The organism is Methylobacterium sp. (genome assembly GCF_019745455.1).
Lineage (GTDB): Bacteria > Pseudomonadota > Alphaproteobacteria > Rhizobiales > Beijerinckiaceae > Methylobacterium.
Window position 1 is genome coordinate 1 of the sequence record NZ_JAIETD010000092.1, and the last position, 22,332, is coordinate 22,332.

Annotated in this window: 22 protein-coding genes; 11 read left to right on the forward strand and 11 right to left on the reverse strand. The window is 67.2% G+C overall.

From position 1 onward, the window contains the following. Positions 1–673, forward strand: a 673-nt coding sequence (locus K2Y56_RS17875) for a hypothetical protein (RefSeq protein WP_292510514.1), incomplete at its 5' end; no start/stop codon positions are given. Here the strand turns inward: K2Y56_RS17875 and K2Y56_RS17880 are convergent. The 3 genes from K2Y56_RS17880 to K2Y56_RS17890 are packed head-to-tail and all read right to left on the reverse strand — an operon-like array spanning position 628 to position 3,382. Then, positions 628–1,497 (reverse strand): SDR family oxidoreductase, encoded by an 870-nt coding sequence (locus tag K2Y56_RS17880; protein ID WP_292510517.1) that lies wholly within the window; start codon positions 1,495–1,497, stop codon positions 628–630. The two genes, K2Y56_RS17875 and K2Y56_RS17880, sit on opposite strands and share 46 nt — an antisense overlap. Next, entirely contained in the window at positions 1,494–2,660 is a 1,167-nt protein-coding gene (queG, locus tag K2Y56_RS17885; protein ID WP_366849071.1) for a tRNA epoxyqueuosine(34) reductase QueG, read from the reverse strand. Before queG ends, K2Y56_RS17880 begins: the two co-directional genes overlap by 4 nt. A 29-nt stretch (positions 2,661–2,689) precedes the next feature. After that, complete coding sequence (locus K2Y56_RS17890; RefSeq protein ID WP_292510520.1) at positions 2,690–3,382, reverse strand: glutathione S-transferase family protein; 693 nt, start codon at positions 3,380–3,382, stop codon at positions 2,690–2,692. Between the two features lie 231 nt (positions 3,383–3,613). On the opposite strand from K2Y56_RS17890, the gene K2Y56_RS17895 reads away from it, so the two are divergent. The 5 genes from K2Y56_RS17895 to K2Y56_RS17915 all read left to right on the forward strand — a co-directional run bounded on the left by K2Y56_RS17895 (position 3,614) and on the right by K2Y56_RS17915 (position 7,740). Then, a complete protein-coding gene (locus K2Y56_RS17895) occupies positions 3,614–4,417 on the forward strand; it encodes an undecaprenyl-diphosphate phosphatase (protein WP_292510565.1) in 804 nt (267 codons plus the stop codon). Between the two features lie 111 nt (positions 4,418–4,528). Continuing rightward, positions 4,529–6,367, forward strand: a complete 1,839-nt coding sequence (locus tag K2Y56_RS17900; protein ID WP_292510523.1) for a methylmalonyl-CoA mutase subunit beta — start codon at positions 4,529–4,531, stop codon at positions 6,365–6,367. 77 nt (positions 6,368–6,444) lie between these two features. After that, positions 6,445–6,825, forward strand: coding sequence for a hypothetical protein (locus tag K2Y56_RS17905; RefSeq protein WP_292510526.1), 381 nt, complete (start codon positions 6,445–6,447; stop codon positions 6,823–6,825). A 131-nt stretch (positions 6,826–6,956) separates the two neighbouring features. Further along, positions 6,957–7,394, forward strand: a complete 438-nt coding sequence (locus tag K2Y56_RS17910; RefSeq protein ID WP_292510528.1) for a hypothetical protein — start codon at positions 6,957–6,959, stop codon at positions 7,392–7,394. A 79-nt stretch (positions 7,395–7,473) separates the two neighbouring features. Next, the gene (locus tag K2Y56_RS17915; RefSeq protein WP_292510531.1) at positions 7,474–7,740 is read left to right on the forward strand and encodes a hypothetical protein; all 267 of its coding nucleotides are present in this window, start codon (positions 7,474–7,476) and stop codon (positions 7,738–7,740) included. Positions 7,741–8,072: 332 nt separating this feature from the next. On the opposite strand, the gene K2Y56_RS17920 is transcribed toward K2Y56_RS17915, so the two are convergent. From K2Y56_RS17920 to K2Y56_RS17945, 6 genes are all read right to left on the reverse strand, one after another. Then, positions 8,073–8,435, reverse strand: coding sequence for a cyclophilin-like fold protein (locus K2Y56_RS17920; RefSeq protein ID WP_292510568.1), 363 nt, complete (start codon positions 8,433–8,435; stop codon positions 8,073–8,075). Positions 8,436–8,566: 131 nt separating this feature from the next. Beyond that, positions 8,567–9,322 (reverse strand): glucose 1-dehydrogenase, encoded by a 756-nt coding sequence (locus K2Y56_RS17925; RefSeq protein WP_292510534.1) that lies wholly within the window; start codon positions 9,320–9,322, stop codon positions 8,567–8,569. 196 nt (positions 9,323–9,518) lie between these two features. Continuing rightward, complete coding sequence (locus tag K2Y56_RS17930; protein WP_292510537.1) at positions 9,519–10,427, reverse strand: LysR family transcriptional regulator; 909 nt, start codon at positions 10,425–10,427, stop codon at positions 9,519–9,521. Between the two features lie 416 nt (positions 10,428–10,843). Beyond that, the gene (lepA, locus tag K2Y56_RS17935) at positions 10,844–12,649 is read right to left on the reverse strand and encodes a translation elongation factor 4 (protein ID WP_292510540.1); all 1,806 of its coding nucleotides are present in this window, start codon (positions 12,647–12,649) and stop codon (positions 10,844–10,846) included. A gap of 135 nt (positions 12,650–12,784) precedes the next feature. Continuing rightward, complete coding sequence (locus K2Y56_RS17940; RefSeq protein ID WP_292510543.1) at positions 12,785–14,860, reverse strand: response regulator; 2,076 nt, start codon at positions 14,858–14,860, stop codon at positions 12,785–12,787. A gap of 101 nt (positions 14,861–14,961) precedes the next feature. Beyond that, positions 14,962–15,762, reverse strand: a complete 801-nt coding sequence (locus tag K2Y56_RS17945; RefSeq protein WP_292510545.1) for a DUF2470 domain-containing protein — start codon at positions 15,760–15,762, stop codon at positions 14,962–14,964. Between the two features lie 293 nt (positions 15,763–16,055). On the opposite strand from K2Y56_RS17945, the gene K2Y56_RS17950 reads away from it, so the two are divergent. The 5 genes from K2Y56_RS17950 (at position 16,056) to K2Y56_RS17970 (ending at position 20,018) form a co-directional block, all read left to right on the forward strand. After that, on the forward strand, positions 16,056–16,766 hold the full coding sequence (locus K2Y56_RS17950; RefSeq protein ID WP_292510571.1) for a response regulator transcription factor: 711 nt from the start codon (positions 16,056–16,058) through the stop codon (positions 16,764–16,766). A gap of 52 nt (positions 16,767–16,818) precedes the next feature. Next, positions 16,819–18,558: a sensor histidine kinase gene (locus tag K2Y56_RS17955; protein ID WP_292510574.1), complete on the forward strand. Its 1,740-nt coding sequence runs from the start codon at positions 16,819–16,821 to the stop codon at positions 18,556–18,558. 5 nt (positions 18,559–18,563) lie between these two features. Further along, complete coding sequence (locus K2Y56_RS17960) at positions 18,564–19,076, forward strand: serine kinase (protein WP_292510547.1); 513 nt, start codon at positions 18,564–18,566, stop codon at positions 19,074–19,076. A gap of 124 nt (positions 19,077–19,200) precedes the next feature. Continuing rightward, positions 19,201–19,602, forward strand: a complete 402-nt coding sequence (locus K2Y56_RS17965; RefSeq protein ID WP_292510550.1) for a PTS sugar transporter subunit IIA — start codon at positions 19,201–19,203, stop codon at positions 19,600–19,602. A 92-nt stretch (positions 19,603–19,694) separates the two neighbouring features. Continuing rightward, positions 19,695–20,018: an HPr family phosphocarrier protein gene (locus tag K2Y56_RS17970; protein ID WP_292510553.1), complete on the forward strand. Its 324-nt coding sequence runs from the start codon at positions 19,695–19,697 to the stop codon at positions 20,016–20,018. A gap of 3 nt (positions 20,019–20,021) precedes the next feature. Here K2Y56_RS17970 and K2Y56_RS17975 read toward each other — a convergent pair whose 3' ends face one another. Together K2Y56_RS17975 and K2Y56_RS17980 are read right to left on the reverse strand one after the other, a co-directional pair. Further along, entirely contained in the window at positions 20,022–20,966 is a 945-nt protein-coding gene (locus K2Y56_RS17975; RefSeq protein ID WP_292510555.1) for a hypothetical protein, read from the reverse strand. Between the two features lie 126 nt (positions 20,967–21,092). Then, on the reverse strand, positions 21,093–22,172 hold the full coding sequence (locus K2Y56_RS17980) for a GTP-binding protein (protein ID WP_292510558.1): 1,080 nt from the start codon (positions 22,170–22,172) through the stop codon (positions 21,093–21,095). Between the last annotated feature and the right edge of the window lie 160 nt (positions 22,173–22,332).

A 22,332-nucleotide genomic window follows, 5' to 3' on the forward strand; every position in this document is an offset into this window, starting at 1 on the left:
CTATGGCGTCGCCGCTTTCGCGGCCCTCGCCATCGTGCGCCGCGGCTGGGTGCGTTTTGCCGCCGTCGCCCTCGTCGTCGCCCTCGTGACAATCACGGCCGACCGGTTCTTTTACTTGCAATCGCTGGCGCTCTTCAGCGCCGGCGCTGGCGCCGCCTTGCTCGGGGCTCGCCTGCGGCCTTTGACGGCTTCTTCCCTCGTCTGGCCAACTACCGCGATCTTCCTCGTCCTGCCGCTCGCGACGGTATGGGACCCAGGTTACGTCGATGCCCTCAGCGATCACCGAGGCCTCCTCGCCTATCAGGCGGCCCTTGGCCTTCCCCTCGCCCTCTGCCTGCTGCAACTCGCGACGGAGGACGGGAGGGCGACGCGGTTCTTCGCGGCTTGGCGCGGAGCGGCGAGCTTTTCCTACACGCTCTACGTCATCCACGTGCCGGTGATGACGCTCCTCTTCTCGCTGCGCGCCTTCTACGGATGGGTGCCGGGACCGGTGGGAACGGCGGTTACACTGGTCGTGGCGATCGCCGTGACGGAGGTGGTCTCGTTCGCGGCAGCGCGTCTCGTCGAGCGGCCGCGCCTGTTTCGCGCCCTGCTGTTCCGCCTGCTCGGAACGCCGGATCGGATCCCTCAGCCCGACGTATCGGGAAGGAGCGCGGCCAGCCCTTCCCGGTAGGTCGGATAGGCGAGTTCGACGCCGAGTTCCTCACGGATCAGACGGTTCCGGACCCGCTTGTTCTCGCCGTAGAAGCTACGGGCCATGGGGCTGAGGTCGGCGGTCTCGAAATCCACCTCGGGCGGCAGCGGCAGGCCGGCGAGGCTGGCCGCGTGCTCGATGACGACCTGCGGAGGCGTCGGCTCGTCGTCTGTGACATTGTAGACTGCTCCCGGCCGCGGCCTCTCGACCGAGGCCGAAAGGGTGGTCGCAATGTCGTCGACGTGGATGCGGTTGAAGACCTGGCCGGCCTTGATGATGCGCTGCGACTTGCCTTCGCGCAGCTTCACCAGCGGGTTGCGGCCGGGCCCGTAAATGCCCGACAGGCGAAATACCTGAACCGCCTTGCCGCCCTCGCGGCCGAGTTCAAGCCACGCCTCCTCGACGGCGAGGCGCCCGCGCGACCGGCCGCTCTTCGGCCGCGGCTCGGTTCCCTCGTCGATCCAGGCGCCGCCATGGTCGCCATAGACGCCGATGGTCGAGAGATAGCCGATCCAGGTGATCCGGCTCGCGGCGATCGCGTCGCGGTAGCGGCGCAGCACGGTATCGCCGCCGCGGTCGGGCGGTGCCGAGACGAGGAGCACGTCGGTATCGGCGAGGTCGACAGCGATGCGCGGGTCGTCCGCCTCCGGCCCGAAGCTGCGCATCCGAAACGCGGTCTCGCTCTCGACCGCCTCCGCCCGTGCCTGGTCGGTGACGGTGGCGCGCACGGTTTCGAAACGATGGGCCTCGCGGATCGCGAAATGACGGGCGGTGAAGCCGAGGCCGAAGACGAACAGGTTCATGACGGCGTGGATTCCCCCGAGACGTGCATCGCCGCCATATCGCGCGCGTCGCGCCATTCCGCCAGCACGGCGGGATCGGTTTCCCGCGCTTCATGATCTTCCCAGAGGGCCGCGAGGCGTGGACCGTCCAGAAGCCGCCCCGCCGCCCAGATCGCCATCCCCCGGACGAGGGCCGATGGGTCGCAGAGATGCGCGACCGCCGCCTCCGCCAAGTCCGGATTACCGGAATTGCCGATGGCGATGAGGACGTTCCTCAAGAAGCGATCGCGGCCGGTCCGCTTCACCGGAGTGCCGGCGAAGCGTGACCGGAACGCCGCGTCGTCGAGACCGGCAAGTTCCGCCAGCGGTGGAGCCGCAAGATCATCCCTGGCCATGAGCCGGGTCTCGCTCGCGGCTTTGGCGAACTTGTTCCAGGGGCAGATCGCGAGGCAATCGTCACAGCCGAAGACGCGGTTGCCCATCGCGGATCGGAACTCCGCCGGGATCGGCCCCTCGTGTTCGATGGTGAGGTAGGAGATGCAGCGCCGCGCATCGAGGCGGTACGGCGCCGGAAAGGCGTTGGTCGGGCAGATGTCGAGGCAGCGGCGGCAGCCGCCGCAATGGTCCGTCTCGGCCGCGTCGGGCTCGAACTCGGCCGAGGTGTAGATCGCGCCGAGCAGCAGCCAATTGCCGTGGCTGCGCGAGATCAGCACCGTGTGCTTGCCCTGCCAGCCGAGGCCGGCGGCCGCTGCAAGCGGCTTCTCCATGACGGGAGCGGTGTCGACGAAGACCTTCACCCTCACGTCGCCCTTGGCCGACAGGTAGCCGCCGAGCTCCTTCAGCTTGCCCTTGATCACTTCGTGGTAGTCGCGCCTTTGGGCATAGGCCGCGATGGCGCCGCGATCCCTTTGCGAGAGGAGATCGAGGGGGTCGGTCTCCGGCCCGTAATTCATGCCGAGCATCATGATCGACCGAACCTCCGGCCAAAGCGCGCGGGGATTAGCTCGCTGGTCTGCGCGATCCTCCATCCACGCCATCTCGCCCTGGTGACCCGCGGTGATCCATGCGGCTAGATCGTCCGGCAGGTTGGGGACGGCATCCGGACGGGTAACCCGCACGAGGTCGAAGCCGAGATGCCTCGCGCGGGTTTCGACGGCCCGGCGTAGTTCGCCGCCGGCGAAGATTCGCCTCGGAGGCTTGCTCCGCTCGGTACTCAGAAATCCAGATCCGCGTAATGGTCCGCAGGAGCCATCCCCGGCACCCTGTCCGCCAGGAGCGTGCGGAAGGACGGACGCGACTTCATCCGCGCGTACCAGTCCTTGGCCGTCTCGTCTTCCTCCCATGGCACGTCGCCGAGATAATCCACGCAGGAGAGATGGGCCGCCGCCGCGAGATCCGCATAGGTCAGGTGGTCGCCCGAGAGCCAGCGGCGGCGGCCCATGAGGTAGCCAATATAGGTGAGGTGATAGCGAACGTTGGTCCGCGCCGCGCGGATTGCGTGCATGTCGGGCGGGCCGCCGCCGACCGCGCTCGTCATGAAGCGCTTGGAAATTTTCTCCAGCATCAGGTAGCCGGTCACCTCGGCATCGAACTTGATCAGGAACCAGTCGAGAAGCCGGCGCACCTCTACCCGCTCGGCCGGCCTCTCCGGCAGGAGCCTGCGGCCGTTGAGGCCGAGGCCGCGGGTCTCGTCGAGATACTCGGCGATGAGTCCCGCACCCGGCACCACGAGTCCGGTCTGCTCGACGAGGACCGGCGTGGTCCCGGCCGGGTTGAGCAGCAGGAAGGCGTCGCGTCGTTCCCAGGGCCGTTCTTCGACGAGTGTCGGCTCCATGCCCATCTCCGCCAGGACGAGGCGGATGAAGCGCGAATGCGGGCAGAAGGGGGAATGGTGCAGGGTCGCCATCAAGGCCGTTTCGAACCGGTTTCGGCGCGCCGGTCGGGCGGGCCGTGTCGAAGCCCCTCGGGGATGGGCGGCGGAGGAGGTTTATTGCTCGATCGTTGCCGCCTCATTAACACGATGCCCGTGATGCGGTAACCGTCCGTCAACCGTGATCGGCCAACGATTCCGCGAAGGCCGCCGAGCGGCATTGGCCGGCAGAGCCCCAACACCCACGACAATCGAGGCGATCAGATGATGGATGCTGTTAGCATCGCGAAGGCGGTCGTGCTCGGTGTCGTCGAGGGCGCCACCGAGTTCATCCCGGTCTCCTCCACCGGCCACCAGCTCCTCGTCGGCCATTTCATCGGCTTTAAATCGCCCAACAACACCTTCGAGGTGCTGATCCAGCTCGGCGCGATCCTGGCCATCCTCACGGTCTATTTTCAGCGGCTCCTCGGCGTCGCTCTCGCGCTGCCGACCGACCCGCGCGCTCGCCGCTTCGTCTTCGGCATCCTGATCGCCTTCCTGCCGGCGGCGATCATCGGCGGGCTACTGTCGAAATACATCAAGTTCTACCTGTTCAATCCGTGGATCGTCTGCGCGACGCTGGTCGCCGGCGGCCTCGTGCTCCTCGTCGTCGACGACACCGATCTCGAAGTGAAGAAGAGCGACGTGTTCGACTTCTCGCTGCTGATGGACCTGAAGATCGGGCTGTTTCAGTGCCTCGCCATGATTCCCGGCGTCTCGCGCTCGGGGGCCACCATCGTCGGGGCGATGCTGATGGGCGCCGACAAGCGTTCGGCCACCGAATTCTCGTTCTATCTCGCGATGCCGACCATGGCGGGCGCCTTCGCCAAGGACCTCTTCGACAACTACAAGAACCTGTCCGTCGACGACACAGGCCTCATCGTCATCGGCTTCATCACCGCTTTCGTATCAGCACTGATCGTGGTGCGGACGGTGCTCGACTACGTCTCGGCTCACGGCTTCAAGCTGTTCGCTTGGTGGCGCATCATCGTCGGCTCGCTCGGTTTCGCGGGCCTGATTATCTTCGGTTGACCTCCCAGCGCGGCGAGGGCGATTGCCTCCTTGCGCTCCATCGTGCGAGGGGTTTTAGCGAATGCGGACGGCCACGCTCGGCCTGCCCGTAGCGCTCGCGAGGCCCTGACGATGGAAGACCGCCCCTTCGCCGACCTGTTTCCGCCTGCGACCCGCGAGCGCTGGCTCGAGCTGGTTCAGGGCGTCCTGAAGGGAGCGGATTTCGAGAAGCGGCTGGTCTCGCTTACGGCAGACGGCATCCGAATCGAGCCGCTCTACGACGCGGCCGAGCCGGTGGCGCAGCCGATGCGGGCGCCCGGACCCTGGCGGGTCTCGCAGCGGGTCGACCATCCGGATGCGGCGACCGCCAATACTCTGGCGATGGCGGATCTCGAAGGCGGTGCCGACTCGCTGACCCTCGTCTTCTCCGGCGCGCCCGCTGCCCGCGGCTACGGCCTGACCGTGCAGAACGTCGCAGACCTCGAGACGGCGCTCGGCGGCGTGATGCTGCCGCTCATCGGCCTGCGACTCGATGCCGGTCCGCGGGCGATCGAGGCAGCGCGCCTCGTGAAGGCGCTCGCTCTGAGCCGCGACGAGGCCCTGGCCGGCCTCGACCTCGATCTCGGCATCGATCCGATCGGCACCATGGCTGCCACCGGCGTTTCCGCCTCGTCGGCACTCGCCGACGCTTCCTCACTGCTCGCCGAGTTCGACGGCGCCGGTTTTGCCGGGCGCGCCCTTCTCGCTGACGGACGCCCCTATCACGAGGCCGGCGCCAGCGAGGGCCAGGAACTCGCTGCGGTGCTGGCGACGGCCGTCGCCTATCTTCGCGTCCTGGAAGCGGGCGGCCACGACCTCGCCCGTGCCCGCGACGCCGTCTCGGTTCTCCTCGTGGCCGATGCCGACGAGTTCATGACCATCGCCAAGTTCCGCGCCATGCGCCGGCTCTGGGGACGTGTCGAGGCAGCGTGCGGGCTCGAACCGGCGCCCCTGCGCCTCCATGCCGAGACGGCGTGGCGAATGATGACTCGGCGCGAGCCCTTCACCAACATCCTGCGCACCACCCTCGCCACGGCCTCGGCCGGCCTCGGCGGGGCGGATGCGGTGACCGCTCTGCCCTACACCCTGGCGCTCGGCCTCTCCGATGGTTTCGCTCGGCGAGTGGCACGCAACAGCCAGATCGTGCTGATCGAGGAGTCGAACCTCGCCAGGGTCGCCGACCCGGCGGCCGGCGCGGGCAGTTTCGAGGCGCTGACGGAGTCGTTGGCCGAGACCGCCTGGGCCGGTTTCCAGGAGATCGAGCGCGAGGGCGGCATCGTCGCCAGCCTCGAATCAGGCGCGCTCCAGGCCCGGATCGCCTCGACCCGTGCGACGCGCGCCAAGGCGGTGGCGACACGGCGCGAGGCCCTTACCGGCGCCAGCGAATTCCCGAACCTTTACGAGAAGCCCGTCACCGTCCTCGACGTGCCGCCCCAGGCGCCCGCCGCCGTTGCGCCCGCGTCCGAGCCCCTGCCGTCCTCGCGCCTCGCCGAGCCCTACGAGGCTCTTCGCGATGCCTCCGATGCCCACCTCGAGAAGACCGGTAAGCGCCCCGCCGTGTTCCTCGCCAATCTCGGCCCCGTGGCTGTGTTCAACGCGCGCTCGACCTTCGCCGCCAACGCTTTTGCTGCCGGCGGCATCGAGGGCCTGACCAATGACGGGTTCGACGATCCTGCCATGCTCGCACAGGCCTTCATGGCCTCGGGCGCGCCGATCGCCTGCATCTGCTCCTCCGATGCGGTCTATGCCGAGAAGGCCGTCGCCGCCGCCGAGGCGCTGCGGACGGGAGGTGCCCGTGAGATCTACCTTGCCGGCAAGCCTGGCGACCTCGGACCAGCGCTCAAGGAGGCGGGCGTCACCGGCTACCTTCACGCGGGCGGCGATCTCCTCGCCCTGCTTGCCGGCGCGCTGTCGGCCGCGCGTGCGACCTGACCGCGCTGCAATGCAACCGTTCGCCCTCCAGCGGGTTTTCGGCCCCTGAACAGCCACAACGGATCAAACGAGCCACGATGCGCATTCCGACCCTGGCACTGGCGGTTTCCACCGTCGCGATCACCGCAACCTTGCCGGCCGAGGCCAAGAAGGTCGCGGTTCCGAGCCGCTACGACGGCAACTGGAGCATCGAGGTCATCACCGAGGATGGCCCTTGCGATCGCGCCTATCGCTATGGCGTGAAGATCAACCGTGGTCAGGCCAGCTATGCGGGCGACGATTTCGACGTGAGCGGCAAGGTCGCCGGCAATGGCAGCGTTCGGGCGACGATCTCGCGCGGATCCGACAGTGCCAGCGTCGTCGGGCGCCTCGACCGCGAGGGCGCCGGCAACGGGACCTGGACCACCAACGGGCCGATCCGCTGCAGCGGCCGCTGGAACGCCGAACGCCGGAGCTGACAGCCGCTGTTGTGGCGGAGTCACAGGGGCTCAGGGAGCAACGAGCCGGTAGCACTGGGCCCTGTTCCCGACGAAATCGGTGGTGAATAGTGCAGTGCCACCGGATTGGTGCTGCCCGAGGTTCGCTCCCGATGAAAGCCGCGCTGCTCAGCCTCCTCGTCGTCGCCTCCATCGTTCCTTCGGCTCAGGCTAGGCCGCGCATTCCCGGCAGCCCTCATATGTTGCTGCTGCCCCTCGAGAAGGCCGCCACGGCCTGCTTCGCCGAGACGGTGGCGGCGAACCCGCGAAGCATCACGCTTGCCCGCGCCGGGCGCTGGTTCGAAGCCGCGAGCGTGACCGGTTTCCTGTGTCGGCCCGAGGTCGACGCCATGGTCGCCGCCCATGACCGGGCCCACGGCCGCGGCACCGGCGAGCGCTACTTCCGCGGCCCCTACGCCAAGCATCTCGGCCAGCAGCTCGCGGTTCAGCTCCAGCCGCTCCTGGAGCCGAAGGACGTGGCGAGCGCCGAGCCTGGCGTCGAGAGGGCCTCGTTGGGCGAAGGCGGGAGCAATCCGGCTCAGGCGGAGTGAGAGCCGGCCGGGCGCCGCGATTTCCGGCATCTACGAGCTGGGGCCGCTCCGCGAGACCTCGGTCGACGACAAGCTACGCATGACCGACGCCGAGATCGTCGCTCTCTCACCCCTACGCCTGCTGCACATCGAGAAACCGCTGGTCCTCGCTCACGGAACCGCCGAACTTCCGCAACTGTTCGAAAACAGCCGAGTCTTCCACGCCTATCGCAGCGCGCTTCCCGGCGCGGGAGCTCTGATCCCTGTGCCGCGGGCGGATCATTTTACGGTTCTGGAGCATCTGCGAGCGAAGGACGGGGGCTTGATGCGGGTGGTGGCAGGGATCGCAGAGGGGCTCCGTCATTGACAAGCGCATCGCCGGCATTCCGGGGCGCCAAAGGCGAACCCGGAATGCGTCATCGCCGACGGAGCCTTGTCGAGCAGGGGCGTCGACAGGCGATTTCTGAGTTTCAGATTCAAGATGGCTCAGGCGGCCGGTTTCGACCCTTCTCGGCCCCTGGGAGTGTCTGATTTTGGGCAACCCGATAGACCGGACCTGTATGACCGGGATGGGTTGGCAATTGGCTGTTCTGCTTTTGGCGGATGCGTGTCGGAAGGCGAATTTCGAACGTCCCGCAAACGCGTTCGGAAGGTGCTTAAGGAAGGCGCTTCCGCAGCCTGCACGAAGGCACATCGCCCTCACTTGGACGCGATCTCGGCCGCCAGCCTGATCGACACCTTCATCGACCCACTGCCAGCGAGCCCACTCTCGTCTCTCTCGATCCGTCCTAGTGGGATCAGTCCGGGAGAGTGATGCCCGTCGCGGTAGAAGAGCGCGAGATTGCCCCATGGCGCGTAGAAGCCGACATCGCCGGCGCGCGGCGTCACTGCCTTGGGCGCATCTCTTCGGGTGAGCGGGCGCGGCAGGTCGGCGATCTTCTCGTTCCCACCGAAATCGTTGAGTGTCAGCTCAAGAGGCAGTTGAGAGAGGAAGCCGCGCCCGGCCGGCGTAGCGTCGATCCGCGCCGTCCAGCGCCGATCGCCGGCGATGATTTCGATCATGGTCACGGCGGTTATCGAGTCTGCGTGGCCTTGTTCGGGCACAGATTCAGCCCGGCCGACGTCGATCAACGAAGACAGGGCGACGCCGAGCAGGGCGGAGATGCGCCGGTGCGTTGCACGTGGCCGAGGCATCAGAGCGACCAACCGCCGTCGACGACGATCGACGAGCCGGTGACAAAGCCGCCGAGGTCCGAGGCCATCCAAAGCACCGCCTCTGCGATCTCCTCCGGCCTGCCGAGCCGCCCGACCGGCTCGAGGTCGATCGCCTTCTGGATGTCGCCGCCGGTGAAGCGGTCCATCATCGCCGTCTCGATGTTGCCGGGCAGGATGGCGTTCACACGGATGTTTTGAGTGGCGTAGTCGAGCGCGGCGGACTTGGTCATGCCGATGATCGCGAACTTGGAGGCGGCATAGGAGGCGCCACCCGCCACGCCGCGGATGCCTGCGCCGGAGGAGGTGTTGACCACCACGCCCCCGCCCTGGCGCACCATCTGCGCCAATTCGTGCTTCATGCAGACGAAGGTGCCGCGCAGGTTGATGTCGAGGATGCGGTCCCATTCCTCAAGCTCGATCTCGTGCAAAGGAGCGGCCTTGTTCTCAACGCCGGCGTTGTTGAATGCCACGTCGAGCCGCCCGAAGCGCTCAATCACTTGGCCCACGGCCGCCTCGACCCGCTTCGGCTTGGACACATCGCACCCAAGTGCAAACACCTCAGCGCCGAGGTTCTTCACCGCTGCCTCCGTGTCCTTCAGCATGTCCTCGGTGCGGTCCAGGATGGCTACGCGCGCGCCCTCGGCCGCGAAGGCCACGGCCGCCGCCCGGCCGATGCCTCCGGCCGCGCCCGTGATGAAAGCGACTTTCCCGGTAAAACGATCGGGTCTTGGCATGATATTGCTCCTTGATACGGAGAAGTAGCCTTGGTCTCCTGGTGCAAGCGACCTCCCACATCGCGGCGGAAGCTGTCGAAGGCCCAGCGGCTTCCGTCTTGTTCCGGTGAAGGTGGAGGATCGCCGTGGGGGTGGTAAGCCGCCCGCTTGTCAACGCGACGATGAGCGGACCTCATCATGGAGGCTCGGGCGGCGCCTATAGCCCGAGCGGTCGCAGCTCGCGGATCAACTCGATCAAGAGGCGAAGGCCGGTTGGGAGTTGCCGGCGACCGGGATAGTAGATGTGGAAGCCTGGTCCAGTTGACGACCACTCCTCAAGCACGACGCGCAGCGCGCCCTGGGCAACCAGCGGCGTGACATACGGCTCGGGCAGGTAGGCCAGACCTGCGCCGGCAGCCGCCAGCGAGATGACGAACGGCGTGTCGTCGATGGTGATCGCGCCCGGCACGTCGAGCGCCAACGCTTCGTCGTCGCGTTCGAAGTCCCACCGGTAGATGCGGTCGTTGCCGAGCCGGATGCGGTGGCAGCGATGGGTGAGCAGATCGGCCGGGTGTATGGGGACGCCGTGCCGCTCAAGGTAGTCGGTCGAGCCGGCCACCACCCACCGGATGTCGGCCGATAGTTTCTGTGCGATCATGTCTTCGGGCACCGTGCCGCCGTAGCGGATGCCGGCATCGGCTCCCGCTTCCACCACGTCGAGCAGGTGGTTGGACACCTGCACGTCGATCTCGATCTCGGGATAGCGCTCGATGAAGACGGGAAGCACCGGTGCCAGGAGAAGGGCGCTCGCATGTTGCAAGACGTTGAGCCTGATGCGCCCCATTGGCTCGCCCCGGTAGCGGTTCAGCGCCTCGGTAGCCGACCCGATGGCCTCAAAAGGCGCTTCGATCGCTGTGAACAACGCTTCCCCGGCGGCAGTGAGGGTAACGCTCCGGTTGGTCCGATTGAGAAGGCGGACGCCCAGCCTCGCCTCAAGTCCCTTCAGCGCGTGGCTCAGGGCTGAGGCGCTGACGCCGATCTTAAGTCCGGCGCGGCGAAAGCTGCGGTGCTTCGCGATGGCGAGGAAGTAGCTGAGGTCGGCGAGGGCGGATCGGTTGCTTGGCACGCGCTGAGTGTGGCCGCCCCAAGCAGGTCGGGCAATCGCCGCGTCTAAAGGTGATCCGGGACCGAGCGAAGGAAGGGCCGCGTCAGCGCGGCTCGTGATGAAGGTCGCAAGTTTTGACGCTTCTCGACGTTTTGTGCCGGGTCCCGGATCGGGTTCCGCTGGCCCTCCGCTCCACCCGTCCGGGAAAGGACGCGCGCGAGGGGGCGAGACTTGTCATCAGGAAGCAATCAGTACGAGCCCGCTTACCACATCCCGTCCCACCCTCGGCCTCATCCTGAGGAGCCGCGTCAGCGGCCTCGAAGGACGGCTCCAGGGATCGCGGTGCAGACTGGAAACCTCCTTCGAGGCTTCCGCTTCGCGAAAGCGCCTTAGGATGAGGGAGAGAGATCGCAGATCTGATCCGGCGGAAGCCTGCCTCAATCGTCCATTTTCAGCGCGGCGATGAACGCTTCCTGCGGGATCTCGACCCGTCCGAACTGGCGCATCTTCTTCTTGCCCTCCTTCTGCTTGTCGAGGAGCTTGCGCTTGCGGGAGATGTCGCCGCCGTAGCACTTGGCGGTCACGTCCTTGGAGAGGGCCTTGATGGTCTCGCGGGCGATGATCTTGCCGCCGAGAGCCGCCTGGACCGGGATCTGGAACAGGTGGCGCGGGATCAGGTCCTTGAGCTTCTCGCACATGGCCCGGCCGCGGAACTCGGCGCGGGAGCGGTGGACCAGCATCGAGAGAGCGTCGACCGGCTCGGCATTGACGAGGATCGACATCTTCACAAGGTCGCCTTCGCGGTAGTCGGAGATGTGGTAGTCGAACGAGGCGTAGCCCTTCGAGATCGACTTCAGGCGGTCGTAGAAGTCGAACACGACCTCGTTGAGGGGCAGGTCGTAGACGACCATGGCGCGCTTGCCGACGTAGTTGAGGTCGACCTGCGAGCCGCGCCGGTCCTGGCAGAGCTTCAGGACGCCGCCGAGGTGATCGTCGGGCGTCAGGATCGTGGCGCGGATCCACGGCTCCTCGATCGCCGTAATCTTCATCACGTCGGGCATGTCGGCCGGGTTGTGCAGCTCCTTCACCGTGCCGTCGGTCATCTGCAGGCGGTAGACCACGGAGGGGGCCGTCGAGATGAGGTCGAGGTTGAACTCGCGCTCAAGCCGCTCCTGGATGATCTCGAGGTGGAGGAGGCCGAGGAAGCCGCAGCGGAAGCCGAAGCCCAAAGCCGCGCTCGTCTCCATCTCGTAGGAGAAGCTGGCGTCGTTGAGCCGTAGCTTGCTCATGGCACTGCGCAGCGTCTCGAACTCGGCGGCATCGACGGGGAAGAGCCCGCAGAACACCACCGACTGCACGTCCTTGAAGCCCGGCAGCATTTCGGCGCAGGGGCGCTTGTCTTCCGTGATGGTATCGCCGACGCGGGTATCGGCGACCTCCTTGATCGAGCCGGTGAAGAAGCCGACCTCGCCGGGGCCAAGCTCACCGATATCGGCCATCTTCGGGCGGAACACGCCGATCTTGTCGACGCCGTGGACCGCGTCGGCTCGCATCATACGGATGTTCATGCCTTTCTTGAGCACGCCGTCGACGATGCGAACGAGCACGACGACGCCGAGATAGACGTCGTACCAGCTGTCGACGAGGAGGGCTTTCAGCGGCGCGTCGCGGTCGCCCTTCGGGGACGGCAGGCGCTTGACGATGGCTTCGAGCACCGCCTCGATGTTGAGCCCGCTCTTGGCCGATATCGCCACGGCCTCCGAGGCGTCGATGCCGATCACCTCCTCGATCTGTGCGCGGATGCGCTCGGGCTCCGCCGCCGGCAGGTCGATCTTGTTGAGGACCGGGACGATCTCGTGGTTGGCGTCGAGGGCCTGGTAGACGTTTGCGAGGGTCTGGGCTTCGACGCCCTGCGAGGCGTCCACCACCAGCAGCGAGCCCTCGCAGGCGGCCAGCGAGCGCGAGACCTCGTAGGCGAAGTCGACGTGGCCGGGCGTGTCCATCAGGTTGAGGATGTAGGTCTTGCCGTCCTCGGCCTTGTATTCGAGGCGCACGGTCTGCGCCTTGATGGTGATGCCGCGCTCCTTCTCGATATCCATCGAATCGAGCATCTGCTCGCTCATGTCGCGAAGGGCCACGGTGCCTGTGGTCTGGATCAGCCGGTCGGCAAGGGTCGATTTGCCGTGGTCGATATGCGCGACGATCGAGAAATTACGGATGTTGTCGATGGGGGATGTCGTCATCGAGGATCGGCTCTCCGGCGCGGCGCGGCCCGTCGGCTCGAGGCACGGGCCCGGCGCACGGCTGTCGGCTTGATAAGGTGCTGCGCCAGATAGCAGCGTGGCCCGTCAGCGCCAAGCGAGCGCGGCGTCGCGGCCTCAGAGAAGGGCCTGGAACCGGGTGACCTCGGGCCGTTCGAGGGAACTCAGTTCGCCGAAGGTCCGCTGGGCCAGCTCTCGGGCGATCCGGCATCGCCGCAAAGCCTGCTCCGCGTCCGGCCCGTCCATGACCGCGATCAGGCGGTCATAGGCATTGGCGAGGTCGAGGAAGCCCAGTCTGGCGGCGCAGGCGGAGACCGATCGCGCGTCCTCAACGGCGATCGGACCCTCGCTTCCGCGCTCGACGAGGGCGATGAAGGCCCGCAAGGTGCCCTGGGCTCCGTCGACGCCGAGCTCCATCCGCAAGGCGTCGTAGCAGGACCGGTCGAAGACAGCGGGCCGGGCCGGGCGCGCCGGTTCCTCGTTCGTGTCGAGGAGGACCACGGTGGAGAGCTGGGTCGCCACCGCGTCGATCAGCGCCTTTCGGGTAAAGGGCTTCGCGAGGTAGGCGCTCATCCCCGCATCGGCGAAGGAGCGGATCTTCTGTGGCATCACGTCGGCCGTGAGGGCGATGATCGGCACCCGCCGCGAGGGATGCTGGAGTGCGCGGATGCGGCGCGTGGCGGTGACGCCGTCGAGGGTCGGCATCTGCACGTCCATGAGGACAAGGTCGTAGGTGCGGGCCTGGACCGCCTGCATCGCGGCCCCGCCGTCGCCGACGAGGTCAACGACGTAGCCGGAGCGTTCCAGCATCGCCCGGACGATCTCCTGGTCGACGACGTTGTCCTCGGCGACCAGCACCCTCGCAGGCCGCGTCGAGACCGGCTGATGGTCCTGTGCTGCCGCGACGTCCCGTGCCGCCTGCAGGACGATCGAGAATCGGTAGGCTGCGGCTTCGCCGGGCCGCGTCGTCCGGTCGATGCGTCCGCCCATCAGCCCGACGAGGCGCTGCGCCACGGTCAATCCGAGGCCGCTGCCATCGAGCGATGCGGCCCGAACCGGGTAAGCCGGGGACTGGTCCTCGGGAACGCCGGCCGTAATCGAGATGCGCAGGGTTCCCGCCTTCTGCCCGAGGCGCGCCCCCTGGACGGAGAGGCTGACCGTGCCGCCGACGGCGACGCCGATGGCGTCATTGAGGAGGTTGAGCAGGATCTGGCGAAGGCGCCGCTCGTCGCCGAGAACGTATTCCGGCAGGTCGCGGGCGACGCCGACGTCGAGGATGATGTTCTTGCTGCTGGCAGCCGGCCGGACGAGTTCGACCACCGCAGCGATCGTCGCCGGCAAGGCAAAACGGCCGACCTCGATGCGCAGGTCCCCGGTCTCGGATCTCGCGTAGTCGAGGATGTCGTCCACCGTCACGAGGAGCGTTTCAGTGGAAGCCTCGATCAGGCTCAGGTGACGCCTCTGCTTGCGGTCGAGCGATCCGCTATCGTTGAGGAGTTCGACGAGCCCGCGGATCGCGGTGAGCGGCGTGCGGATCTCGTGGCTCATCAGGCCGATGAACTCCGATTTCGCCCGCGTCGTGCTCTCCGCCCTGGCCTGGGCGAGTTCCGCAGCGTCGCGCGCCATGCGCAATTCGTCGGTCTTGTTATGCCGGTCCGTGACATCGCGAAGGGTGGAGAGGAGAACAGTGGTCTCCGAGCCCGGAAGCGCGATGCGGTTCGTCACCGCCTCGGCCCAGATCCATCTTCCATCTGCATGCCGCAGCCGGAAGGCGAGTACGGTACCGGGGCCTGCGGTCCCAGTTCGCGCATCGAGGGACAGCACGGCAGCGAGGTCGTCGCGATGGACGCGGTCGTGCAGCCAGAACTCCGCCGGCTCGATTCCCAGCATCCCTTTGACCGACGGAGAGACGTAGATCGCCTGCCGGTCCGGCCCATGCAGGACGATGACGTCGCTCACCGTCTCGGTGATCAGGCGATAGGGCGTCTCGGCCTTGTCCGGGGCCGCCGTCGCGAGCTTCTCCGCTGAAACCCCTTCGGTCGCGTTCGCCGCCAGGAGTTCAGAGACGCGCTTGCGCGCGGTCTCGGCGGAGGGCTCGTCCTGCGCTGGCGAGGTGTGTGGCGGTCCCCTGAGAGCCGCCTGCAACGACGGGAAGAGTGCTCTCAGGAGCGAGCGAAGACCATCCGCACTCATGGAACTCAGACCGCCCGTTACGCTACAAGGCCCGGCAGCATCGACTGCCGGGATCGCGATCTTAGGGGATCAGTGGTTTCGAATGCGTAGCGACGCCGGATTCAGGCGGCCGGCTCGGACGATGCCTTCGCCCTTCCGGCAGTCGCCATCTCGACAAGGACCTTGCGCAGGGCGCCCATCTCCCGGACCGGGCTCGGATAGGGAATGCGGGCGGTACGGTCGCCGGCGAGGAGATCCATGCCCTCGGGGTCGATTCCGGTCAGGCGCCAGTTCGCGGTTCCATCCCCCGCATAGATGGCGAGGGCGTCGCCGTGGTCGGCATTCATGTGGGCGACGGCGCCGGCCTCCCCAGCGATGAGCGCCTCGCAGCCCGCTAGGTCGAGGAGGAGTTCCGACTTCGTCAGGGTCGCGGCTTTGGCGAAGCCGCCATTCAGATGTCCGGCCGTCGGCTCCAGGGCGAAGAAGCCGAAATCGGGGAAGTCGGCATAGAGCTTGGCCTTCGGGTGGCGGGCGAGGAATCGCTCCCGAACTCGCGGTTCCTTCGTCTGGGGAGCGAGCCCGGTCACCGTCAAGCGCGGATGCGCCAGCGGATCGCCTTTACCTCCGGCGCTGAACAGGAGCGAGGCGCGCGCGTCCTTGAGCAGGTTGCGGGTATGGCCGGAAAGTCGCGAGAGCAGCATCAGCGGAGTGCCGTCGGCGTCGGTGGCGATGGTGACGAGGGAGGCGAAGGGCGTTCCATCGTCTGCGTCGAGGGTGGCGAGCGCCCCAGAGCGGATGCTCCTGAGGAGATGTCGCGACAGGCCGATCGCATTGAAGGGTGCCTCCGAGGCCGGCAGCGGCTGGGCGGGTCCGCGGCGCTGCTCGGTGGCGGGGACCTCTTCGGCGGGACTATCTTCGGCCATGGTTCGGCTCCTCGCGGCGTGTTGTCGGTGCTGCAGCCTAACGCAGGCGGCAGGCTCGCCACGAGGCCCGTCGCCCGCGACCTCTTGACGGTGATGCCCGCTGGTATGGTCAAGCTACCGCAAGCGCTCGCTTTTTTCGATCGCAGCCGCTACAGGGAGTGACTCTCCGCGCGAATGCGACCCCGCTCGGGCATGGTCGCGACCGCGTTTTTGCCGGCCCTCGCGACGAGGGCCGGATGCGGAGGCGTGGGCGGGAAATGCCCATGGGCCGCATCCGAGCAATAGGGAACGCCATGCCGACCATCGCCCTCGTGGACGACGACCGAAACATCCTCACCTCCGTCTCGATCGCCTTGGAGACCGAAGGCTACCGAATCCAGACCTATACCGACGGCGCCTCGGCCCTCGACGGCCTGAAGCACTCGCCCCCCGATCTCGCGATCTTCGACATCAAGATGCCGCGCATGGACGGGATGGAATTGCTGCGCCGTCTGCGACAGAAATCCGACCTGCCGGTGATCTTCCTGACCTCCAAGGACGAGGAGATCGACGAGTTATTCGGCCTCAAGATGGGCGCCGACGACTTCATCCATAAGCCGTTCTCGCAGCGGCTCCTCGTCGAGCGGGTCAAGGCGGTCCTGCGCCGCTTCGCACCGAAGGACGGGCCGGGCGCGGCGCAGCGCGAGGCCGACGCTGCGGCTCGGTCGCTGGAGCGCGGCCTCCTGATGATGGACCCCGAGCGCCATACCTGCACGTGGAAGCAGGAGCCCGTGACCCTCACCGTCACGGAATTTCTGATCCTGCAGGCGCTCGCCCATCGCCCCGGCGTCGTGAAGAGCCGCAACGCCCTGATGGACGCGGCCTATGACGATCAGGTCTATGTCGACGATCGCACCATCGACAGCCACATCAAGCGGCTGCGCAAGAAGTTCAAGGTGGTGGACACCAACTTCGACATGATCGAAACCCTCTACGGCGTCGGCTACCGCTTCAAGGAAAGCTGAGCCGCTCTCCTGCTCCCGAAACCGGAACGCCGTGGCCTCGTTCGACGACAAAATGCGGCTTCGCGGCCTGCTGACCTGGCCGCGGGCCCTATGGCAAGGCCTCGGCCAGCGCGCCTCGTCGAGCCTGACGCGGCGCATCGTGGTCCTGAACCTCGTCGGGCTCTTCGCCCTCCTGTTCGGCTTCCTCTACCTGAACCAGTTCCGGCAGGGGCTGATCCAGGCACGGGTCCAGAGCCTTCTGATCCAGGGCGAGATCATCGCGGGCGCCATCTCGTCCTCGGCTTCGGTCGACACGGATGCGATTCGGATCGATCCGGACAAGCTCCTCCAGCTCCAGGCGGGGGAGCCAGGGTCCCAGCGCGAGGAAAATCCCTCTCCCCTCACCTTCTCGCTGAACCCCGAGCGCGTTGCGCCGCTCCTGCGCCGCCTCGTGACCCCGACCGGCAATCGCGCGAGGGTCTACGACCAGGATGGCGGGCTCCTCTTCGATACCCGCACCCTGTCGGCGCGCGGTGACAATGCCAGGGCGGAGGGCGTCCACCGCCACAAGCGCAACGTCCTCGAACAGGCCTACGACTTCGTCCAAACCCGCATCTTCGGCTCCGTCCTCGGGGACCGGCCGGCGCAGCCCGACGAGGCCGGCCCAAGCAACGGTACGTCTCTCAAGGAGGTGCAGGTCGCGCTGGCGGGCTCTCGCGGCACCGTCGTACGGCGCAACCCGGCCTCGGAAACCATCGTTTCCGTTGCAGTTCCGATTCAGCGTGGAGGCGCCGTGCGTGGCGCCCTCATGCTTTCCACGCAAGGAGGCGACATCGACCGGGTCATCGCCTCGGAGAGGTTCGGCCTCCTTCAGGTCTTCCTCATCGCCGCCGTGGTGATGCTGGTCCTCTCGATCCTCCTCGCCGGCGCCATCGCCGGCCCGGTGCGGCGCCTCGCTGACGCTGCCGAGAAGGTGCGACTCGGCATCAAGTCGCGCGAGGAGATCCCCGACTTCACGGGCCGCACCGACGAGATCGGGCACCTCTCCGGCGCTTTGCGCGACATGACCCAGGCGCTCTACCGCCGGATCGACGCCATCGAGAGCTTTGCCGCTGATGTGAGCCACGAGTTGAAGAACCCGCTCACCTCGCTGCGCAGCGCCGTGGAGACCCTGCCGCTCGCCAAGACCGACGAGTCCCGTGGGCGCCTCCTCGCGATCATTCAGCACGACGTGAAGCGCCTCGACCGCCTGATCAGCGACATCTCGGACGCCTCGCGACTCGATGCGGAGCTGGCGCGGGCGGAAGCACGCCGGGTCGACCTGCGCAAGCTGCTTACCACGGTGGTTTCGGTGGCCAATGAGCGCCGTCGGCCGAAGGACGCCCTGATCCAGTTCGATGTCGAAACCCCTCCGAACGAGGTCGAGGCGCCGTTCATGATCTTCGGCCATGACAGTCGCCTCGGCCAAGTCATCAACAATCTCCTCGATAACGCCCGCTCCTTCTCGCCACCCGACGCGAAGGTCAGGGTCGCGCTGCGGCGTGTCAGGGGCGAGGTCGAGATGATCGTGGAGGACGAGGGCCCCGGCATCCCGCAGGACGCCTTGGAGCGGATCTTCGAGCGCTTCTATACCGATCGCCCCGAGCAGGGTTTCGGCCAGAATTCAGGGCTCGGTCTCTCGATCTCGCGTCAGATCGTTCAGGCTCATCGAGGCACCATCCAGGCCGAGAACCGCCCCGGCCCCGCGGACGAGGAGGGCGAACCGACCGTGCGTGGTGCCCGCTTCATCGTGCGGCTGCCGGCGATCCGCTGACGGAGATGCACGTCGGCGAGACGGTCCATGCCACCTGCCTCGTTGCCGGCGAGAGTGGGGTTCTGATCCGAGGCGAGCCGGGCAGCGGCAAGACGAACCTCGCCCTGGCCCTCCTTGACCGAGCCCTGGCAGCCGGCCTCCATGCCGCCTGGGTCGGGGACGACCGAATCAGGGTCGAGGCCCGCAACGGCCGCGTCATCGCACGCCCCCACCCGGAGATCGCTGGCCTCGCCGAGATCCGAGGGCATGGCATCCGCAGGATCGCTTTGAGTCTCGACGCCGCCGTGATCCGCCTCGTGGTAGATCTCGGCATTGGCGCGCCGAGACTCCCCGACGCACCCTGCAGAATCGTCCAAATCCTCGGAATCGACCTGCCGCAACTCTCCTTCGATCCTCGCCAGGTGGGTGAAGCGCTCGCCCTGCGAGTCGTCCTCGATGCCCTTCACACTCAAGCCGGGTGCGTTGCGGGGCGGACGCACCCTCCGATTCTTGCGCCGTGGCATGCCACCGACCCGTAGCGTCCGATCGGCCACCATGGCATGATCATGACGTTGTGCCGTGCAAAACGTCGCGACCGGCTTGCGCACGGTAGTGCGCTGCACAAAATGGCAGCTGCCGCTGAGAGCGCTGGAACATGCGTCGATGATTGGAATGGTGCTCGTGACCCACGGGCTGCTCGCGACGGAGTTCAAAGCCGCTCTCGAGCATGTCGTGGGACCTCAGAAGCAGATCGAGACGATCACGATCGGCCCTGAGGATGACATGGAAACACGCCGGCTCGACATCATGTCGGCTGTCGGTCGCGTCAACACCGGGAACGGTGTGGTCGTGCTCACCGACATGTTCGGCGGCACGCCGTCGAATCTCGCCCTGTCGTGTATGAGCGGGGGCCTCGTCGAGGTGGTTGCCGGGATCAACCTGCCGATGCTGATCAAGCTCGCGAGCGTGCGCGACGAGGAATCCCTCGGGGACGCCGTGCTCCACGCCCAGGAGGCCGGCCGCAAGTACATCAATGTCGCGTCACGGGTCCTTGCTGGAAAATAGTCTTTCGCGCGAAGGCCTGAGGGCTTAACCACGATCCCGAACCCGGAACGGCGCCAGGACGGTGCCGAGGGTAAAGGGAACGGCCCTCTGAGATGAGCGAGACCTTCGAGGCCGAGGACGACGACTTGCCGCCTGTGCCGGAGGGCGGGCTTCTCGAGGTGATCCCGGTGATCAACCGGCGCGGTCTCCATGCTCGGGCGTCCGCCAAGTTCGTCCAGACCGTCGAGCGCTTCCATGCTCAGGTGACCGTTACCCGGTCCGGCGAGACCGTCGGCGGCCGCTCCATCATGGGACTTCTGACCCTCGGCGCGGCCCAGGGCACAACCATCGCGGTGACGACGGCGGGCACCGATGCCAAAGCCTGCATGGACGCGATCGTCGCCCTTCTCGCAAACCGCTTCGGCGAGGACGAGTAGCGCTCAGCCGGCGATGCGTCCGCTCGGTGTCGCGTCTACACCCTGTGTCTCTCGCTCGTAGGCCTGCTTCCACAGCACCGCGTTGGGCCCATGCCCCAGACGGAGCCTGGCTCCGACGATCCGGTCTGCCCGTCGGACGATCTCCACGGTCGCTTGCCGCCGCCGCGCGAACAGGCGCGTGACGACCCTCACGAGCGCGGCTTCGGATGGATCGGCGACGATGGGGCACCGCGACACCCGCGCGTCGATGCTGAGGAACTCCTCGACCGCGTCGCGGATCATGTCGGGTTCGAGGACTCTCGTTACGCGCGTCGGCTCCGTGGGCATCTTGGTACCCGGCCTGACGGCGAGCAGGTTGCGGAGCGGGATGTCACGCTCGGGCGCGAGCACGGCATAGGCCGACGGTCTCGGTCGAGACCCGATCTCGCCAGGACCGCTCTCGCTTGAGACGACCGCCCGCAACTCGGCAGGATTCTCGAATTCGCCGGGGACGTTCAGTCCCGTTCTCTTCAGGCTGGCGCCGAGTGCCTCGCGGATTGCGCCGGAATGGTCGGGATTGATGGCCGATGCCAGCGTGACGCCGGCCGGCTTCCAGAATCCCGTTCGAGTGCGTCCCCAGAAACCGCGGGACGTCGCCAGGCCGATGACGCCCTCGAGCCGCTCATGCTGCCCCTCCGCGACCGCAAAGGCAAAGACCAGGTCGTCGCCGCGCGCCTGATGCTGGGCGGCGGGAACCAGATAGTCGGGGTCTGCAAAAACCGGATCATGGCTCCTCAGCCGCGTCAGCAGACTGCGCCAGGCGTTCGCTCGATCCTCGGTGACGTCGCAGGGACGGACGAGGTCGATCCGCCAAGTGGCCGGCTCGTCGGTACGCGCCGCCTCCCACGCTTCCCGGAGGGCCATGGATGCCGCCGCACCGCCTTCGATGACCGTGAACCGTCGTCTCATGCTTGCGTCCTGATCCCAGGCGGCCTGTGCCGATCTGGGACGCTGGCTTGCAAGCCACGCGTCCCCTCGCGCCATCGCACCAAGATCGATGCCGCGCGAGAGCGCCCCGGGATGGGAACGAGGCGATCAGGCTCCGGGGATGGCGAGGGGGTTCGCGGTCAAGGCCGTGGCATCGGGGAAATCGAGCCTCGGACGGCCGAGGAACGCATCCCAAAGGCCCTCGACGAAGGACGGATCGAGGTCGCGCACGATCAGGACGAGGCGGGAACTGTGGTCCGCGTCGGGCCAGGCATCGAGGGTGACGGGCGTGTGGATCACGTGCTGGACGCCGTGGACCACCACCGGCCGGTCGGGGTCGTCTGCCAGGGCGACCAGACCCTTCAGACGAAGGAGCTTCGGCCCGTGGTTGGCGCGAACGAGGTCGAGGAACATCTCGAACGAAGCTCTCGCCACCGGAACGGCGCTCGTCAGCGTGAAGGCGCGGATCGCAGCATCGTGCCGGTTGACGTCGTGATGGTGGTGGCCGTGCTCCTCGATCGCCTCGGCCGCCAGCCAGGCGCGGACATCCTCGCCTTTGCCGTCGAGACCGAACAATCCGCCAAGAAGTTCGCAGGGCGCGACATCCGCTTCGTGAATCGACGCGGCGGGGTTGAGCCTCGCGAGGCGTCGCCGCAGTCCGGCGCCGGAATCGGTAGCGAGATCCTGCTTGGTGAGGACGATTCTATCCGCGACCGCTGCCTGACGCAGGGCTTCGGGATGGGCGTCGAGGGTCGCGTCGCCATTCACCGCGTCCACCATCGTGACGACGCCCTGCAGCCGGTACCGCATCACCAGATACGGGTGGTAGATCAGCGCGTGGAGGATGGGTGCCGGGTCGGCGAGGCCGGTGGTCTCGATGATCACCCGGCGAAACGGCTGAATGCGGCCGTTGTCGCGCTTGCGCAGCAGGTCCTCGAGGGTGGCGATGAGGTCGCCGCGCACTGTGCAGCATAGGCAGCCGGCGCCGAGCAGGACCATGTCCTCGTCGATGGTCTCGATCAGCAGGTGATCGAGGCCGATTTCGCCGAACTCGTTGACGATGACGACCGTGTCGGCGAGCGCGGGATCGCGCAGCATCCGGTTCAGGAGCGTGGTCTTGCCGGCCCCGAGAAATCCGGTGAGGACCGTCAGCGGGATCGGATCAGGGCGGCGTTGCGGCTCGGTCATCCAACCCGCGTAGCGCGCCCACGCCCGCCGCTCAATCCTGCGCGCTCGTCCGGCGGGCGGCGGCCTTGGCGGCCGGCGGCTTGTTCGCGACCGGCTTGGCTGCGACCGGCTTGGCTGCGACCGGCTTGGCTGCGACCGGCTTGGCTGCGACCGGCTTGGC